Consider the following 17622-nt stretch of genomic DNA (forward strand, 5'->3'; position numbering starts at 1 on the left):
GGTCACACGCCTGTCTTGAGCGGTCTCACGCGTCCCGCCTCTTGAGCAGCGCGTAGCCCCCGAGGAGCGCCAGGGCCACCCACAGCACCATGATCGCGAGGCCGCCCCAGGGACCGTACGGAGTGTCGTCGTTGATCGGGGTCACGACCCGCATGATCTTGCTGCCGGCCTGGTCGGGCAGATAGCGGCCGATCTTCTTGGTCGCGGAGACGGCGCCCAGGATGTTGGAGATCAGGAAGAAGAACGGCATCAGGATGCCGAGCGAGAGCATCGGACTGCGCAGCATCGCCGCGACGCCCATCGAGAAGACGGCGATCAGCGTCATATAGAGCCCGCCGCCGATCACCGCGCGCAGCACACCGGGGTCGCCGATCGACGCCTTGTGCGTGCCGAGCATGGCCTGGCCCAGGGAGAAGGCGATGAAGCTGGTGATCATGCCGACAACGAGGGCGAGGCCGGCCGCCACCGCGATCTTGCTGAAGAGGAACGTGCCGCGCTGGGGGACCGCGGCGAGCGAGGTGCGGATCATGCCGGTGCTGTACTCGTTGCCCACGACGAGCACCCCGAACACGATCATCGCGAGCTGGCCGAGGCTCATCCCCGCGAAGCTGATGAACGTCGGGTCGAAGGAGAGCTTGTCCCCCGCGCTCAGCTTGTCCCACTCGTTCCTGGACAGCAGCGAGATGAGGATGCCGAGAGCGATGGTGACCACCGCGGCGAGACTGAGCGTCCACACGGTGGACGAGACGGAGCGGATCTTGGTCCACTCGGACTTGAGGACCTGGGTGGCCGCCATGGTCAGTCCCTCTTCCAGTCGTCGCCCCAGTGCGGGGCCGCCGACGCGGTCTGCGGATGCGAGCCTTGCGACGGCGGGCTCTGCGGAAGCGGTGCGTCCGTGTGCGCGTGGTACTCCACCGACTCCGCGGTCAGCTGCATGAACGCCTCCTCCAGGGAGGCCTGCTGGGGACTCAGCTCGTGCAGCACGATCTGGTGCTGCGCGGCCAGCTCACCGATGTGCTCCGGCTTGCCGCCGTCGACTTCGAGCAGACCGCTGCCCGTCTCGACGACCGTGATGCCCGCGCCGTGCAGCACGTCGAGGAGCCGCTCGCGCTGGGGGGAGCGGATACGGACGTAACTGCGCGAGTTCTGCTCGATGAAGTCGGCCATGGAGGTGTCGGCGAGGAGCCTGCCCTGGCCGATGACGACGAGGTGGTCGGCTGTCAGCGCCATCTCGCTCATGAGGTGGGACGAGACGAATACCGTGCGCCCCTGCGCCGCGAGGGACTTCATCAGGTTGCGGATCCAGTGGATGCCCTCGGGGTCGAGCCCGTTGACCGGCTCGTCGAACATCAGGATCCGCGGGTCGCCGAGCAGCGCGCCCGCGATACCGAGCCGCTGGCCCATGCCGAGCGAGAAGCCCTTGGCCTTCTTCTTGGCGACCGGGGTCAGACCGACCGTGTCCAGGACCTCGTGCACCCGCGCCTTCGGGATGCCGTTGCTCTGTGCGAGGCAGAGGAGGTGGTTGACGGCGCTGCGTCCGCCGTGCATGGCCTTGGCGTCGAGGAGGGCGCCGATGTACTTCAGCGGGTCCCTGAGGTGGTCGTAGTGCTTGCCGTCGATCCGTACGTCGCCCGCGGTGGGGCGGTCGAGGCCGAGCATCATCCGCATCGTCGTGGACTTTCCCGCGCCGTTGGGGCCGAGGAAGCCCGTGACGATGCCCGGTCTGACGGTGAAGGTGAGGTTGTTGACCGCCACCTTCTCGCCGTACCGCTTGGTCAGCCCCTCGAGCTCGATCATGCGGCCACGCTAAATCGGACCTATGGGGCGCGCTACTTGAGTGGGGAGGGGGTGCCGCTTGGCCGCCGTGCCTGACTGCTGCGCCGTTGTGGCTTGTCGCGCCCACGCGGCGGAGCCGCATATGTCACAGCCCCGCGCCCCTTACGGGGCGCTCCCCGACCCGGTGATATGACAGCGGCCCGCACCCCGAGGAGGGGTGCGGGCCGGAGCCTTGAGCAGGAACTACCAGGAACTACCGGGACTGCTGCGCCGGAACCCCACGCGAGATCGGCTCGTCCTCGGCCGGCGTGGTGGCGGCGGCCACCGCGGCGCCCGTGAGCGTCGCGAGCATCTCGCGGACGTTCGTGAGCTGGGCGTTGATCGAGTCGCGGCGGTTGGTGAGGGCCGCGAGCTCGCGCTCGGATTCCGAGCGGATGCGGTCGGCCTTGGCGTTCGCGTCGGCCACGATGTCCTCGGCCTGGCGCTGAGCCGTCTCCACCGTCTGGCGGGCGCGGCGCTCGGCGTCCGTGCGCAGCTTCTCGGCCTCCAGGCGGAGCTGCTCCGCGCGGTGCTCGATCTCCGCGAGACGCTTCTCGGCCTTGGCCTGACGGGACGCGAGGTCGCGCTCCGACTGCTCGCGGCGCTTGGCGAGGTTCGTCTCGAAGTCGGCGGCGGCCTGCGCGGCCTTGGCGCGGGTCTCCTCGAAGAGGGCGTCGGCCTCCTCGCGCTTCTGCTGCGCGTCCTTCTGCGCCTCCTGGCGCAGCTGGGAAGAGTCGGCCTTGGCCTTCTCGACGATCCGGACGCCCTCGTCCTCCGCCTTGGCCTTGCGGTCCGCAGCGAACGATTCTGCGTCGTTGCGGACCTGCTGGGCCGCCGACTCGGCGAGCTCGCGGTGCTGCTCGGAAGCGCGACGGGCCTCCTCGCGCAGGTCCTTCGCCTCCTCCTCGGCGAGGCGGAGGATCTTCTCGACGCGCGCGCCGAGACCCGCGTACGACGGCTCTGCGTCGCTTACCTGGGACTGGGCGTTCTGCGTTTCGAGGTGGAGCTCCTCGATGCGCTTTTCCAGAGCAGTGATACGGGCCAGAGCGCTGTCACGGTCGGAGACGAGCTTCGAAATGCGTTCGTCCACCTGAGCGCGGTCGTACCCACGCCGCACAAGCTCGAAGCCGTAGGGGGAAGTGTCGCTCATGGGGTTCCTGTCGAATGAGACCGGTGAGGTGATAGGGGGAATCCTAGGGGCCAAAGCGGTGTGTCATCGAGCGGATACGTGTTTGATCTGGAGAATGACACTCCTTTTGGGTGGCTAGCTGTCGGAGGGCTTGCCAGAAGCTGTGCCAAAGGTCCCTGCTAAGCATGGAATCGGTGCTTCTGGCTAGCCCTCTGACGACTTGCCACTCGAACGTGGTGCGCCGATGGCAGCGCCCGCCTTGACTCCACCGTCCTTGTTCCCGGACGGGGCCTCAAAGGACTCCAACGCCTCCAGGACGTCCTGGACACGGGAAATCTCGGCATTGATGTCCTCGCGGCGGCGCACCAGGACCTCCAGGTCCCGCTTGCCCTCCTCGACCGCCGCCTTCGCCTCGCGGATCGCCTCGGACCTGATCTGCTCGGCCTCGGTGACGAGCGAGCTCTTCTTCTGCTCGGCCTCCTTGAGGAGACCCTCGGCCTTCCTGACGGCGGCGATTCGCACCTTGCTCGCCTCGGAACTGGCCTCCGAGATCAGGTCCTTCGCCTTCGCCTCGGCCTCGGCGAGCTGGTCCTCGGCCGCCTTGATGAGCGCGTCGCACCGGTCGCCCGCGTTCTTCATCGTCTCGGCCGACTCGCGGCGGGCCCGCTCGTGCAGCTCCTCGATCTCCGTGGTGATGCGGTCGCGCAGTTCCTCCGCGCGCTCCCTGATCGCCGTCGCGTCCCGGCGCGCGCCGACCAGCAGCTCGTCCGCGTCCGTACGGGCACGCTCCACCAGGGAGTTGCCCTCCACGGTCGCCTCGGAGACGACCCGCTCGGCCTCGTTGCGGGCCGCGCCGACCATCGTGTCGGCCTGCGACTCGGCCTCTGCCGTCGTCTTCTGCGCGCTCTGCTGCGCCTCGGAGAGCAGCTTGTCGGCCTCCGACGCGGTCTCCGAGATGAGCGTGTCGACCTGCTCGGCCGCCTCGGAACGCCGCTTGTTGGCCTCCTGGCGCGCCTCGTCCAGCGTGTGCTCGGCCTCCTCGCGCGCCGACGACGTGAGCCGCTCGGCCTCCGCCGCCGCCTCGGCCTTGACGCGCTCCGCCTCGCTGCGCATCCGCTCGGCGTGCTGCTGCGCGGAGCCGACCGTCTCGGCGGCCTCGGCACGCAGCCGCTCCGCGTCGCCCGTCGCGTCCGAGATGAGCTGCTCGGCCTTGGCCACGGATTCGGCCCGTACGCGCTCGGCCTCGGTGGCGGTGTCACGGGCCAGCCGCTCGGCCTCCGACGTCGCCTCGGTGATGAGGGTGTCCGCCTGCGTGGCCGCGTCCGAACGGATCCGGTTCGCGTCCTCCCGGGCGTCCGCACGGGTGCGTGAGGCGTCCTGCTCGGCGTTCGCGATGGCGTCCGACGCGTCGGTGCGGACCCGCTGGGCGTGCGCGGCGGCGTCCGAGCGCAGCCGCTCGGACTCGGCGATCGCCTCCGAAACCGTGCGCTCCGCCAGCGACTTGGCGGCGTCCGTCTCCTCGGCCGCCTCCCGCCGGATGCGCGCCGCGTCCTCGGACGCCCGCTCCCGCTCCGCGTAGGCGTCGGCGCGGACCCGGTCCGCCTCCTCCTGCGCCTCGGTCCGCGTCCGGTCCGCCACATGCTCGGCGGCGCTGCGGAGACCGGTGATCTCCTCCTGAGCCTGCTCGTGCAGCCCCGCCACGGAGTCGCGCACCTGCTGTGCGGTCTGCTCGGCGTTGGAGACCATCTCGGTCGCGCGCCGGTCGGCCTCCTCGACCACGCGTACGGCCTCGGCCTGGGCCTCCTCGACACGGTTGCGCGCGGAAGCCAGCAGCTCCTCGCTCTGCTCGCGGGCCCGCTCGCGCTCCTGGTCGGCCTCCTGGCGTGCGGAGCCGAGAAGTTCCTCGGCCTCGCGACGGCGCCGGGCGGCCTCCTCCTGGGCGGCGGCCAGCGTCTCGGCACCCTCGGTCGCCAGGCGTTCGGCCGCGGCCTGCGCCTCCGCCCGAACCCGGTCGGCGCTGTCCTGGGCCTCCGACTTCAGCCGCTCGGCCTCCGCCGCCGCCTCCGAACGCAGCCGTACGGCGATGGTCTCGCCCTCGGCCCGGGACGCGGACGCGTCCGCCGCGGCTTCGTTGCGCAGCCGGTCGGCCTCGGTCTCGGCCTGCGCCTGGAGCGCACGGATCCGCTCGGCGGCCTCCGAACGCAGCCGCTCCGTCTCCGCGGCGGCCTCGCGCCGGATGCGCTCGGCCTCCGCACGCGCGTCGGTCAGTGCCTCCTCGGCGGCGGCGAGGCGCTCCTCGGCCTCCGTGTGCCGCCGGGTCAGCTCGTCGGCGGCCTCGGCCTGGCGAGCCGCTATGGCGCGCTCGGTGTCCTCGCGCAGCTGCTCGGCGGCCCGCTCGGCCTCCGCGTTGATCGCCTCGGACTGCTCGACCGCCTCCGCGCGATGCCGCTCGGCCTCGGCGCGGGTGCGCTCCAGGGTCTCCTCGGCCTGCCGGCGCAGCGTCGTCGCGCGCTCGATGGCCTCGGTGCGGACCTTCTCGCTGTCCGTCGTGGCGGTCTGGCGCAGCTCGTCCGCGTCGGCCTTCGCCTTGGCGAGCAGCTCCTCGGCGGTCTTGGCCGCCTCCTCGATCTGCTGGACGGCCTCGCGCCGGGCCTCGGCGCGGATGCGCTCGCCCTCCGCGACCGCGTCGGCGCGCAGCTGCTCGGCCTCGCCGCGCAAGCGGCGCGCCTCCTCCTGCAGCTCGACCGTCTTGGCCCGGTACTCCTTGGTGTCGTCCTTCGCCGTGCCCTTGAGCTGCTCGGCGATGTCGTGCGCCTCGGCGCGCAGCCGGTCCGCCTCGGCCTCCGCCTCGGTGCGGATCCGCTCGGCCTCCTCGGTGGCGGCCTTGGTGGTGCTCTTCGCTTCCTCGGACGCCTTGTTCAGCACGTCCTCGGCGGTACGGGCCGCCTTGGCGAGCTGGGAGGCGGTCTCCTCGGCGGTGAGACTGCGGGCGTTCTCCTCGGCCTCGGCGACGATCTTCTCGGCCTTGGCGCGGGCGTCCTCGACGAGCTGCTCGGCGTCGGCCTTGGTGGTCTCGGCCTCCTGATTGGCCTCGGTGACCAGCCGGGCGACCTGCTCCTTCGCCGTACGCGTGCGCTGCTCGTTCGCCGACTCGGCGCTCGCCAGGGCCTTGGCCGCGGCCTCCTTCGCCTCCGCGACGACCTTGTCCGCCGCGGACCGCGCCTCGCGCAGCGCCCCTTCGGCCTCGGTCATGCGCTGCTCGGCGGCCCGGCTCAGCTCGGTGGCCTGGCGGCGGGCGGAGTCCGACTCGGTCGCCGTGGAGCTGCGCAGCTGCTCGGCGTGGTCGGTGGCCTCCTGGGCCTGCGTGGACGCGGCGTTCAGCAGCCGCTCGGCGTCGGTGCGGGCGCGGCGCAGCAGTGCCTCGGCCTCCGCGCGGGCCGACTCGGCGTCGGCGGTGAGCCGCTGACGGGCCTCGGCGGCGACCCGCTCGGCCTCCGTGCGGGCGGCGGCCAGCGACTGGTCGGCCTCGGCGCGCGACTCCTCCAGCAGCCGGCGGGCCTGCGACTCGCTGCGGGCGCGCAGCTGCTCCGCCCACGCCACGTTCTCGTTGACGTGCGACTCGACGGTCTGGCGGCGCTCCGCCAGCTCCTGGTCGAGCTGCTGGCGCCGGGAGACCGCCTCCTGGTGCAGCTCCGCCTGGAGCCGGGCCGCCTGCTCGGCGTGCTCCTGAAGGATGCGCTGCGTCTGCGCGCGGGCCTGGCTCAGCTCGCGCTCGGCGTCCGCGCGCAGCTGGTCGGCCTGGATCTGCGCATTACGCAGCAGCTGCTCGGCCTGGTAACCGATGTCGCCGCCGTCATAGGCAGGACGGGTCGCCAGACTGCGCCGCGCCTCATGCAGCTTGGCGCGCAGCACCTCGACCTGATAGCCGAGGTCCTCGGCGTGCTGGACGGCCTTCTCCCGCTCGGTCTTCAGCCGCTCCATCTCGGCCTCGAACCGAGAGAGGTGGTCGACGTCAGCCGCCGGCTCTCGCTCCTGGCGTTCGTAGCCCCGCACTGCGCGGTCCCATCCGTCCCCTGGTCGCAAGTCACTCCAAACGAGCTCCGTCCATCCGCCGAACGGGGCCCCCGGGGAATGGTGTCAGATCAACGGCGGAGCATGGGCTGCTGCCCCGACGCTCGTCCCCCGAAACCTGGACCCCGGCCCTCGGTCCTGCTCGCTGGAAGACGGCAGGACCTCGGCCGTCCCCGTGTAAAGGCGACGGCCGCCCCCAACCCTACCGGCCCAGATATACGGAGGTCAGTGCTCAGGTGACTCAACAGCCGCCGAAGTGACCAGTTCTGTCAGGACACCATGGCAATCCTTTGGATGAAGGAAGGTGATCCGGGACCCCATGGACCCGATCCGGGGCTCGTCGTAGAGCACCCGGACGCCCTTGTTCCTGATGTCCGCGGCGTCGCCGTCGACATCCGCCGTGCCGAAGGCGATGTGGTGCACCCCCTCACCGTTCTTGGCCAGCCACTTCCCGACCGCGGAGTCCTCGCGGGTGGGTTCGAGCAGCTGGAGGTAGGAGGCGCCGCCGTCGGACGTCTCGTTGATCTTGAGCATGGCCTCTCGTACGCCCTGCTCCTCGTTGACCTCGGAGTGGAAGACCTCGAAGCCGTACGTCGCACGGTAGAACTCGACAGTCTTGTCGAGGTCGAAACAGGCGATCCCAATGTGGTCGATTCGCGTCAGCATGGAGTTAGTGCAGCGCTCCGGAGGTGGTTACGCAACGTGCGCGCGATCACACTCCAGGCCGGATGACGGGTGGCCTACCGCTCAGTACATTCAAGTAAACCCTCGTTCACTCCTCGGCTGTGCAGCCGGTAAGGGGATCGCACCTCATGTCTGGAACGAACAGCAGTACCTCGGTGATCGTCGCGGGCGCCCGAACGCCCATGGGGCGGTTGCTGGGTTCGCTGAAGTCCTTCTCCGGAGCCGACCTCGGCGGCTTCGCGATCAAGGCCGCCCTCGACCGTGCGGGCATCGGTGGCGACCAGGTGCAGTACGTGATCATGGGCCAGGTGCTCCAGGCCGGGGCAGGGCAGATCCCGGCACGCCAGGCCGCGGTCAAGGCGGGCATCCCGATGAGCGTTCCGGCACTCACCATCAACAAGGTGTGTCTGTCGGGCCTGGACGCCATCGCACTCGCGGACCAGCTGATCCGCGCGGGCGAGTTCGACGTCGTGGTCGCGGGCGGCCAGGAGTCGATGACGAACGCGCCGCATCTGCTCCCCAAGTCCCGTGAGGGCTACAAGTACGGGGCGATCGAGATGCTCGACGCCATGGCGTACGACGGTCTGACGGACGCCTTCGAGAACATCGCCATGGGCGAGTCGACGGAGAAGCACAACAGCCGGCTGGGGATCCAGCGGCCCGAGCAGGACGAGATCGCGGCCCTGTCCCACCAGCGTGCGGCCGCCGCCCAGAAGAACGGCATCTTCGAGGCGGAGATCACTCCCATCGAGATTCCGCAGCGCAAGGGCGAGCCCGTCGTCTTCAGCAAGGACGAGGGCATCCGCGGCGAGACCACGGCCGAGTCGCTCGGCAAGCTGCGTCCCGCCTTCACCCGCGACGGCACGATCACGGCCGGTACGGCGTCGCAGATCTCGGACGGCGCCGCCGCCGTGGTCGTGATGAGCAAGGCCAAGGCGCTGGAGCTGGGCCTGGAGTGGATCGCCGAGATCGGCGCGCACGGCAACGTGGCGGGGCCGGACAACTCCCTCCAGTCGCAGCCGTCCAACGCGATCCTCCACGCGCTCAAGAAGGAGGGCCTGGACGTCTCGGACCTCGACCTCATCGAGATCAACGAGGCCTTCGCGGCGGTCGCGGTCCAGTCAATGAAGGACCTCGGGGTGTCCACGGAAAAGGTGAACGTCAACGGCGGCGCCATTGCCCTGGGTCACCCGATCGGTATGTCGGGCGCCCGTCTCGTGCTGCACCTCGCCCTCGAACTGAAGCGGCGCGGCGGCGGCGTGGGCGCGGCCGCACTGTGCGGTGGCGGTGGGCAGGGTGACGCGCTGATCGTGCGGGTACCGAAGGCCTGAGAGCGTTTGTCGCCACTGGTGACTCATGACCTCTCATGACCACGCATGACCCCTCATGACCCGTCGTGACTTCGTGAACGGAGCTGTGATGCAGGACGTCTCCTCGCTGGTGGCCCAGGCCAGGGAAGGACGGCCGCGGGCCGTGGCCCGGCTGATCTCCCTGGTGGAGGGCGCGGCACCGCAGCTCCGTGAGGTCATGGCGGCGCTGGCACCGTTGGCCGGCAACGCGTATGTGGTCGGGCTCACCGGGTCCCCGGGTGTCGGCAAGTCGACCTCGACGTCGGCGCTGGTGACGGCGTATCGGCGGCAGGGCAAGCGGGTCGGGGTGCTGGCCGTCGACCCGTCCTCACCGTTCTCCGGGGGCGCCCTGCTCGGCGACCGCGTGCGGATGTCCGAGCACGCGTCGGATCCGGGGGTGTACATCCGCTCGATGGCCACCCGGGGGCACCTGGGCGGCCTCGCGTGGGCGGCTCCCCAGGCGATCCGGGTCCTGGACGCGGCCGGCTGTGATGTCGTCCTGGTGGAGACGGTCGGTGTCGGCCAGTCCGAGGTCGAGATCGCCTCCCAGGCGGACACCTCCGTCGTCCTCCTCGCCCCCGGCATGGGCGACGGCATCCAGGCGGCCAAGGCCGGAATCCTGGAGATCGGCGACGTGTACGTCGTCAACAAGGCGGATCGGGACGGGGCCGACGCGACCGCCCGTGAGCTGAACCACATGCTCGGCCTCGGCGAATCCCGTGGCCCCGGTGACTGGCGGCCGCCGATCGTCAAGACGGTCGCCGCGCGGGGCGAGGGGATCGACGAGGTGGTCGAGGCGCTGGAGAAGCACCGGGCGTGGATGGAGGAGCACGGGGTGCTTCACGAGCGGCGTCTTGCCCGGGCGTCCCATGAGGTCGAGACGATCGCGGTCACCGCGCTGCGGCAGCGGATCGGTGACCTGCACGGGGATCGGCGGCTCAGTGCGCTGGCGGAGCGGATCGTGGCGGGCGAGACGGATCCGTACCGCGCCGCGGACTCCCTGGTGGAGGGCCTGACGGAGGGCTGACCCAGGGGCTCTGCCCCTTCGACCCCGTTCGGTTGTGTGTCGGGTGCGGATGGGTGGGGGCGCGCCTAAAAGATTGCGCAGTTCCCCGCGCCCCTAAAAGGGGCGCGGGGAACTGCGCAATCTTTTAGCGGGGGTCTGGGGGCGCAGCCCCCAGGGATGGGACGGGTAGGGGCGGCGGGGGCGAAGGAACTCGCTGGTCAACTTTTATTGGGCGCTGGTAAGTTGGGGCGCATGTTCCTTCACTTGGCGTAGGGCCGACCAGGCCCGCGACGGATGCACAGCGAGTCGGCTGTGTCGTCGCGGCACCCAGGCGTCCCCTTTTCCGCCTCGCTGTTGAGGAACCTTCACATGTCTGCGTCACCTTCGCGGCCCTCGTACGCCGCGCTCTTCCGCATGGCCCACACCCGCCGCACCTTCACCACCGCCCTCATCGGCAGACTCTCGTACGGCATCGTTTCGCTGGCCATGATGCTCACGGTCACCCGCGCGACCGGGTCGTACGCCGTGGCCGGCACGGTCATGGCGCTGTTCGGCGCGATGAGCGTGGCCCTGTCGCCCGCGCGGGCGGCCCTGATCGACCGGTACGGCCCGCGCCGTGCCCTCATCCCGATGGCCTCGCTCTACGCGACCCTGCTCGCGGCCTTCGCGGCGGCAGCCTGGCGCCCGGGAGCACCGGTGACGGGCATCGGCGCGCTGGCCGTCGCGGCCGGCGCCTGTACGCCGCCCCTGGGCCCCACGATGCGTGCCGTATGGAGTGAGGTCATCGAGGACAAGGCGCTCTTGCAGCGGGCGTACAGCCTGGACGGTGTCGCGGAGGAGATCCTCTTCGTCTCGGGGCCGTTGCTGGTGGGCGTGGTGGTGCAGTTCGCGCCGCCGGCCGCCGGGGTCGCGCTCAGTGCCCTGCTGGTGTGGGCCGGAACCCTCGCGTTCGTGCTGTCACCGATCGTCGCCGGCGTACGCCCGGCCGCGGCGAAGTCCGCCGGACGCTCCGGGCGTCGGCTGCGGGGCGGGCGCGCGCTCGTGCAGTCCGTCGTCGTGGCGGCGGGTGTCGGTCTGTCCCTGGGAGCCATCGACCTGCTGGTCATGGCCTTCGCGCAGCAACGCCATCACGGTGACGACGTCGTGGCCTGGGTGCTCGCCGCGCTGTCGGTGGGCAGCGCGCTGGGCGGCCTGCTCAACGGCGCCGTCAACTGGCGTACGTCCGCACGGGTCCGGCTGCCGCTGCTGGCCGGCGGCCTGGGCCTCGCCCTGCTCGCCGCGGGACTCGCTCCCGGCCTCGGCACCCTGACGGTCGCGGTGGCCTGCGCGGGCTTCTTCGTCGCCCCGGCCCTGACGACGTCCTACCTGATCGCCGACGAGGCGGCCCCGCCCGGCTTCCGCACCCAGGCGGGCGCCTGGGTCAACACCGCGGTGAACGCCGGAAGTTCGGGCGGCGCCGCCGGGGTGGGCTTCCTGGTCGGCCACGTGTCCCTGGGCCTGTGCTTCGCGATCTCGGGGGCGGCGGCCGTGACGGCGGCCCTGATCTCCGCACGGGGTACGGGCGCGGCGTCGGTGCCGCGGGAAACCCCCAAGGACGCTGAGGAGCCTTCCCGAGTCTGATCGGCGGGGCACTGTTCGAACTCCGGCTCCCCGCGCCCCGTCAGGGGCGCGGGGCAGCGGCATTTGCGGCTCCGCCGCGTGGGCGCGACCAGCCACAGGCAACCCGCAGACATCGGACGGCCCGGAGCTCCCGGCTGAACCCAGCGGAGCGCTACGGCTTACCTCGTTGCCCCCGCAGATGCTCAGCGATCGGCCGCAACGACTTGTGCAGCTCCTCCAACGCCTCCGGCGACACCAGATCGATGAAGTGCCTCCGCACGGACCCCACATGATGCGGCGCGACCTTCTTCATCGTCTCCATGCCGTGCTCGGTGAGCACGGCATACAGCCCCCGCCGGTCGGACTCGCAGTTCTCGCGGCGCACCAGATCCGCGTTCTCCATGCGTGTGATCTGGTGCGAGAGGCGGCTCTTGGACTGGAGGGTGGCGGACGCGAGGTCACTCATCCGCATCCGTACGCCCTCCGACTCGGAGAGGTTCACCAGGATCTCGTAGTCGTTCATGGTCAGCCCGAACGGCTGCAGGTCCCTTTCGAGCTGGTAGGCCAACAGCCTGTTGACCTCCAGGTGGGTGCGCCAGGCGCACTGCTCCGCATCGGTCAGCCAGCGCGTGGCCGTCTCGGTCTCCATAAATGAAGTCTACCTAAAATGTTGAAAGGCGAACTAGTGAGGGTGGTGTGACTGCGCGCACGCGTTCGATGTCACACTCCGCAGACTACCGCTCACAGCCCGAAGCGACGCTGGAGGTCCCCCAGCTGTCCGGGAAGGCGCGGTGCGCCGGCTTGCTGCCCCTGGTGACCAGGCACCCCGCCCGCGCCCGGCACTCCGGGCTCGCGTGGGACCGCCCCCATGGCCTGCTCGGCCATGAGGGTTTCGGTGGACTGGAGCAGCACCGTGCCGGCCCCTACGAACTCGAACTGGTGCTCCTCTCCGGAGGCCCCGCCGAGGCCCGTCATCGCACGTAGACCGCCCATTACACCTGTCATGTACCCGTGGTCGTAGTGATGGCAGGGGGAGGGGCAGTCGGCCCAGCCGACCAGGGCCTGTGGGTCCACCCGGATCGGGGGTTCCATGAACACCACCGGACCGTTAGATGCGGCTACGAACTTCCCGGTTCCGATCAGGGTCAGAAACCCCGGCACGATCGACTGCTTGAGGGCAAGACTTGGCTGAAAAGCGAGCAAGTTGCCCGAGCGAATGGTCAGATTGCCGTTGTCCAGATCGTAGGAATTCACATCGAAGGCCCGGTCGGCGAGCAGCATCTTGCCCGAGCCCTCCGCCACGACCCAGTCGCTCGCGTGCAGAGGCGAATGGAACGACGTACGGACGAGACGGTCGAGCCGGCCGTGTCCGACGCCGTTGAATTGCATCGACCCGTAGTAGGCGATCATCTTGCCCTTCTGCAGGAACCACTGGCTCCCCTTGAGCTCCACGCAGAAGGTGTAGTTGTTGACGTTGTCGTCGACCGGCAGCGTCATCGGGTCGTGGATGACCGGGCCGCCCGGAGTCCCGTACGCGCTCACAGCTTCTCCTCCGAGGCCTGGACGTACACCGCACCACTGCCGCTCAGCTCCAGCTGGAACGCCTCGCCCGAACCGCGGCCCACCATGTCGCGCCAGCCCAGCGCCGTGGACAGCTTGTTCCGTACGTCGCCGTGGTGCGCGACGTAGGCCTGCGGGTCGACGTGGACCGGGCGCTGCGGGGTGATCGGGACCTCGAAAACACCCCCGTGCGCCATGACCGCGACCGCGCCCTGCCCCTTCAGGGTGGTCGTGAAGAGCCCCTGGCCGGTCACCTGGCCGCGCACCATGCCCATGACGCCGCCCTGCGAGCCCAGGAACATCGTGCCCTGCTGGAGCGTGCCGTCGAAGGCGAGCAGCCGGTCCGCCTCGACGTACAAGGTGTCGCCGGTGAGATTGATCACCTGGACATGGTGGCCGCCGTGCCCGAAGAGCACCGTGCCGGAGCCCTCGACGGTCATCAGCGGGGTCGCCTCGTTCGCCAGGCGGCGGCCGATCATCGACATCACACCGCCCTGGCCACCCTGGACGTTGGGCGTGAAGGAGACCTCGCCCTTGTAGGCGAGCATCGCGCCGCGCTGGCTGAACAGCCGCTGGCCCGGCAGCACCGTGGCCTCGACCATCTTCGAGTTCACTTCGCGAAAGGGCATGTCACACGTCCCCCGCGATCGTGTTGCGCTCACTGGGCTGTACGTAGACCAGGCCGTCGCCCTCGAAGCGGATCTGGAAGGCCTCGCCACCGCCCTCGCCGAGCAGCGTGCGGAACGTCACACCGGACTGGAAGGACTGCCGCACATTGCCCTGGTGCGCGATGTACGCGCCCGGGTCGACCGTCAGCGGGTACTGGGAGCTGACCCGCAGCACCACCGCCGGGCCGTCGGACGTGATCGCCGCCTGTCCGTGCCCCTCGACGGTGGTGGTGAACAGCCCGTTGCCCTGCGAGGCGCCCCGCAGCCCCGTGAAGGACGTGCCCGTGCGCAGGCCCGCGTCCGTCGCGAGCAGATTGCTCGACTCCACGTAGAGCTTGTCCCCCTGGAGACTGACGAGGTTTATCTCGGAGGCCCGGTCCGCGAACCAGCAGGTCCCGTGCCCTTTCACCTCCATCACCGTCATCTGCTCACCGGTGAGGCGCCGGGTCACCATCCCCCGTACCCCCTCACCGCCACCGCTCAGCTTCTTGAAGGCCATTTGACCGTCGTACGCGACCATCGAGCCGTTCTTCGCCTTCACGGCGTCCCCGGTCATGTCGACGGCCAGCACCTTGCTGCCTTGAAGTCGAAACATCGCCACGCAGTGAAGGTAGCCGCCGGGCCGCTCCGCGGGACAGGGCCCGTAGGTGGACAGACACCCTGAGCGCACCCTTAGGGGGACCGTTTGCCACAATGGGCGATGCTTGTGCGTGCGTTCACAAACTGTGGACGTCTCTCCCACCGAAGGTGACCCGTGGACCTGAAGACAGCCTCCGCCCTCCGCCGCCTGCGTCTGGTCTCGGCCCCCGAAGCCGTTTCCTTCCTGCTGCTGCTCGTCTGCTCGGTGCTGAAGCGGACCACGGAATTCAACGCGGTGCCCGTCATGGGCGCGATCCACGGTGTCCTCTTCATCCTGTACGTGATCTTCTGGCTGGATGCCTGGAACCGCACCAAGTGGAGCACCGGCACCGGCCTCCTCTACTTCGTCCTCTCCGTCCTGCCCACCGGCGGCTTCTTCGCCGAGCGCAAGCTCAAGCGCGAGGCCGAGAACGCGGTCATCGCGTCCCGCGCCCGCCGCGAGGGCGTGGTGAAGACGTCATGATCGTCGCTTTCTCCGTGACGCCGCTGGGCGTCGGCGAGGACGTGGGGGAGTACGTCGCCGACGCCGTCCGAGTCGTCCGCGAGTCGGGCCTGCCGAACCGCACCGACGCGATGTTCACCTCGATCGAGGGTGAGTGGGACGAGGTGATGGACGTCGTGAAGCGCGCCGTCGCCGTCGTCGAGGAGCGCGCTCCGCGCGTCTCGGTCGTCCTGAAGGTCGACATCCGTCCCGGTGTGACGGACGGTCTGACCTCCAAGGTGGAGACGGTGGAGCGGCACCTGTCGGCCTGAATCTCCGCGACGGAACGGCGAAACCCCGGTCCTCAGGGCCGGGGTTTTTCGTGTCGCGATATTTGAGCGATCGCTCAAACCTCGGTAGTCTCCTGTTCCGATCGGTTGAGCAGTCGCTCAAAAAGCGTTGCTGAAGTGGGGGTTCGGGGATGGGGCTCTACGTAGAGGCGCATATACGCGTCGGTCTCGACGAGTTGTGGGCGCGGACGCAGGACCCCGCGCAGCACCGGCGCTGGGACCTTCGCTTCACCGAGATCGACTACCTCCCGCGCGTGGAGGGCGAGCCGCAGCGCTTCCGCTACGCCACGCGCGTGCTGCCGTTCCTGACCGTCGCGGGCACCGGTGTCTCGGCCGGCGAGAAGGAACGCCCTGACGGCACCCGCACCTCCGCGCTGCGCTTCGCCTCACCGCATCCGCTCTCGCTGCTCGCCGAGGGCAGCGGCTATTGGCGGTACGTCCCGGGCGGCGACGGCGTCCGCTTCCTCACCGGGTACGACTACCGCCCGCGCTGGGGCCGCCCCGGAGCGGTGGCCGACCGGCTGCTCTTCCGCCCCCTCATGGGCTGGGCCACCGCCTGGTCCTTCGACCGGCTGAGGCTGTGGCTGGAACGGGGCGTCACGCCGGAGCGGGCGCTGCGCAACTGGCTCGCCGAAATGGCGGTCCGCGCCCTCGTGCTCCTGGCCGCCTGCTCGGGGCTGGTGTGCGGGGCGCTCATGGACGCGGCGGGCCCGCTGGCGCCGCTCGCCCTGTTCGCGACCCCCGTGCTCGCCGTACTGGCCGCGCTGTCCGCCCTCTTCGTACCGCCGCTGCCGAGCACCCCGGCGGCCCGCCGCTGTCTGCGCACACCGCATGCCCACGCCCGCGCCCCCCGCCTCCTCACCACCCTGGAGCTCCAGCGATGACCTCGATCTTCCGTACGGTGATGGGCGCGGACTTCGAACGCCTCCACCCCGAGCTGCAACGCCGCTTCTCCGTCGGCCTGTCGAGCGGCGAGGCGTGCACCGGGCGCGGTGTCATGGACCGGATCTGGCACGGGCGCGGCTTCGTGAAGCCGTTCCTGGCGCTGGGCACCACGCGCAACATCCTGGTCCCGCGTACGGGTCGGCACGTGCCCTTCACCATCGAGAACGTGCCGTACGCCGACGGCTTCGGGCGGGAGACGGTGACGTTCGTGCGCACCTTCGACCTGCCCGGCCGCTCGCGCCGCTTCGACGCCCAGATGGTGCTGAGCCCCAAGGGCGACCGCGTCCTCGACTACCTCGGCACGCATCAGCACCTGGCCAGCGACCTGTTCTTCCGCGCCGAACCCGACGGCTCCCTGCTGATCCGGTCCGGCGAACACCGCTTCCGTGAGGGCCCCGTGGACGTCCGGGTGCCCGAACTCGTGGGCGGCGAGGCCGAGGTGCGGGAGTCCTTCGACGACGCCACGGGCCGCTTCCGTATCCAAGTCCGCGTAGTGAACCGCCACTTCGGGCCGCTGTTCGGCTACTCGGGCTCCTTCCGGGCGACGTACACCGACATCCGTACGCGCGGTGTGCGCGCCGGTCTGCGGCCGGTCCGTGAGGAGGTGCGGGCGTGAGTGAGGCGACCAGGGAGAAGCTGCTTGAGGGGGCGCTGCGGACGCTCGTCGAGCAGGGGATCGCGAAAACCTCGGCCCGTTCGATCGCGGCGACGGCCGGGGTCAATCAGGCGCTGGTGTTCTACCACTTCGGGTCCGTGGACGAGTTGCTGTCGGAGGCGTGCCGGTACGGGGCGGAGCGGCGGGTCGCTCGCCACCGTGAGCGTCTCGCCGAGATCGGGAGCCTTGCCGAACTTCTCTCCTTCGGGCGGGAGATGCATGAGGTCGAGCGGGCGGAGGGGTATGTCGCCGTGCTGGGCCAGCTCCTTGCCGGGGCGCAGACGCATCCGCGTATCGCGCCTGCCACGGCGGCCGGGCTCGACCTCTGGATCGCGGAGATCGAGAAGGTCCTCACGCGGGTCCTGCCGGCGACGCCCCTCGGTGAATTCGCCGATCCGGTGGGGCTCGCCCGTGCGGTCGCGGCCTCCTTCGTCGGTATCCAGCTCTACGAGGGCGTCGACCCGGCCGGGGCCGCCTCCGCCCTCGCGTCCCTCGAACAACTCACCGCCCTCCTCACGGCCCTCGAGTCCCTGGGCCCGGTCGCCCAACGAGCCATCCGCCACCACCTGCGCCGCACCACCCGCTGAACGCACGTGGGGTCTTCGCCCCCGCCGCCCCTACCCGTCCCGTCCCCAGGGGCTCTGCCCCTTCGACCCCGTTGGGCTGTGTGTTGGCTGCGGGTGGGTTGGGGTCTGGTCCAAAAGATTGCGCAGTTCCCCGCGCCCCTAAAA

The 17622-nt window shown here is 70.2% G+C and carries 17 protein-coding genes; 8 read left to right on the forward strand and 9 right to left on the reverse strand.

Features of this window, described 5'->3' with window-relative positions; genetic code table 11:
* Positions 1-25 precede the first annotated feature (25 nt).
* The 5 genes from OG975_RS32740 to mce form a co-directional block, all read right to left on the reverse strand.
* The gene (locus OG975_RS32740; protein WP_330307352.1) at positions 26-796 is read right to left on the reverse strand and encodes an ABC transporter permease; all 771 of its coding nucleotides are present in this window, start codon (positions 794-796) and stop codon (positions 26-28) included.
* A 2-nt stretch (positions 797-798) separates the two neighbouring features.
* Positions 799-1797 (reverse strand): ABC transporter ATP-binding protein, encoded by a 999-nt coding sequence (locus OG975_RS32745; RefSeq protein WP_406332907.1) that lies wholly within the window; start codon positions 1795-1797, stop codon positions 799-801.
* Between the two features lie 232 nt (positions 1798-2029).
* The gene (locus OG975_RS32750; RefSeq protein ID WP_406332908.1) at positions 2030-2965 is read right to left on the reverse strand and encodes a cellulose-binding protein; all 936 of its coding nucleotides are present in this window, start codon (positions 2963-2965) and stop codon (positions 2030-2032) included.
* A 183-nt stretch (positions 2966-3148) separates the two neighbouring features.
* A complete protein-coding gene (scy, locus tag OG975_RS32755) occupies positions 3149-6997 on the reverse strand; it encodes a polarized growth protein Scy (protein ID WP_406332909.1) in 3849 nt (1282 codons plus the stop codon).
* 243 nt (positions 6998-7240) lie between these two features.
* On the reverse strand, positions 7241-7681 hold the full coding sequence (gene mce / locus OG975_RS32760) for a methylmalonyl-CoA epimerase (RefSeq protein ID WP_266762866.1): 441 nt from the start codon (positions 7679-7681) through the stop codon (positions 7241-7243).
* 146 nt (positions 7682-7827) lie between these two features.
* On the opposite strand from mce, the gene OG975_RS32765 reads away from it, so the two are divergent.
* The 3 genes from OG975_RS32765 (at position 7828) to OG975_RS32775 (ending at position 11674) form a co-directional block, all read left to right on the forward strand.
* Positions 7828-9030 carry an acetyl-CoA C-acetyltransferase gene (locus OG975_RS32765; RefSeq protein ID WP_406332910.1) on the forward strand — a complete coding sequence of 401 codons (1203 nt, stop codon included), beginning with the start codon at positions 7828-7830 and terminating at the stop codon, positions 9028-9030.
* Positions 9031-9118: 88 nt separating this feature from the next.
* Positions 9119-10075 carry a methylmalonyl Co-A mutase-associated GTPase MeaB gene (gene meaB / locus OG975_RS32770; protein ID WP_406332911.1) on the forward strand — a complete coding sequence of 319 codons (957 nt, stop codon included), beginning with the start codon at positions 9119-9121 and terminating at the stop codon, positions 10073-10075.
* A gap of 348 nt (positions 10076-10423) precedes the next feature.
* Positions 10424-11674 carry an MFS transporter gene (locus OG975_RS32775; RefSeq protein WP_406332912.1) on the forward strand — a complete coding sequence of 417 codons (1251 nt, stop codon included), beginning with the start codon at positions 10424-10426 and terminating at the stop codon, positions 11672-11674.
* A 151-nt stretch (positions 11675-11825) separates the two neighbouring features.
* On the opposite strand, the gene OG975_RS32780 is transcribed toward OG975_RS32775, so the two are convergent.
* The 4 genes from OG975_RS32780 to OG975_RS32795 form a co-directional block, all read right to left on the reverse strand.
* Positions 11826-12302 carry a MarR family transcriptional regulator gene (locus OG975_RS32780; protein WP_330307360.1) on the reverse strand — a complete coding sequence of 159 codons (477 nt, stop codon included), beginning with the start codon at positions 12300-12302 and terminating at the stop codon, positions 11826-11828.
* A gap of 92 nt (positions 12303-12394) precedes the next feature.
* Entirely contained in the window at positions 12395-13195 is an 801-nt protein-coding gene (locus OG975_RS32785; RefSeq protein ID WP_381265021.1) for an AIM24 family protein, read from the reverse strand.
* Positions 13192-13842, reverse strand: coding sequence for an AIM24 family protein (locus OG975_RS32790; RefSeq protein ID WP_330307361.1), 651 nt, complete (start codon positions 13840-13842; stop codon positions 13192-13194). Before OG975_RS32790 ends, OG975_RS32785 begins: the two co-directional genes overlap by 4 nt.
* Position 13843: 1 nt before the next feature.
* Positions 13844-14476, reverse strand: a complete 633-nt coding sequence (locus tag OG975_RS32795; protein WP_327435213.1) for an AIM24 family protein — start codon at positions 14474-14476, stop codon at positions 13844-13846.
* Between the two features lie 159 nt (positions 14477-14635).
* Here OG975_RS32795 and OG975_RS32800 point away from each other — a divergent pair, with 159 nt between their 5' ends.
* The 5 genes from OG975_RS32800 (at position 14636) to OG975_RS32820 (ending at position 17478) form a co-directional block, all read left to right on the forward strand.
* The gene (locus tag OG975_RS32800) at positions 14636-14983 is read left to right on the forward strand and encodes a DUF3817 domain-containing protein (RefSeq protein ID WP_406332913.1); all 348 of its coding nucleotides are present in this window, start codon (positions 14636-14638) and stop codon (positions 14981-14983) included.
* The gene (locus OG975_RS32805; protein ID WP_406332914.1) at positions 14980-15273 is read left to right on the forward strand and encodes an MTH1187 family thiamine-binding protein; all 294 of its coding nucleotides are present in this window, start codon (positions 14980-14982) and stop codon (positions 15271-15273) included. The genes OG975_RS32800 and OG975_RS32805 overlap by 4 nt, the downstream gene beginning before the upstream one ends.
* 149 nt (positions 15274-15422) lie before the next feature.
* The gene (locus tag OG975_RS32810) at positions 15423-16175 is read left to right on the forward strand and encodes a hypothetical protein (protein WP_406332915.1); all 753 of its coding nucleotides are present in this window, start codon (positions 15423-15425) and stop codon (positions 16173-16175) included.
* Complete coding sequence (locus tag OG975_RS32815) at positions 16172-16852, forward strand: DUF4166 domain-containing protein (RefSeq protein WP_406332916.1); 681 nt, start codon at positions 16172-16174, stop codon at positions 16850-16852. The genes OG975_RS32810 and OG975_RS32815 overlap by 4 nt, the downstream gene beginning before the upstream one ends.
* Positions 16849-17478 (forward strand): TetR/AcrR family transcriptional regulator, encoded by a 630-nt coding sequence (locus tag OG975_RS32820; protein WP_406332917.1) that lies wholly within the window; start codon positions 16849-16851, stop codon positions 17476-17478. Before OG975_RS32815 ends, OG975_RS32820 begins: the two co-directional genes overlap by 4 nt.
* Positions 17479-17622 lie beyond the last annotated feature (144 nt).

It is taken from the genome of Streptomyces sp. NBC_00203, assembly GCF_045206325.1.
Classification (GTDB): domain Bacteria; phylum Actinomycetota; class Actinomycetes; order Streptomycetales; family Streptomycetaceae; genus Streptomyces; species Streptomyces lutosisoli.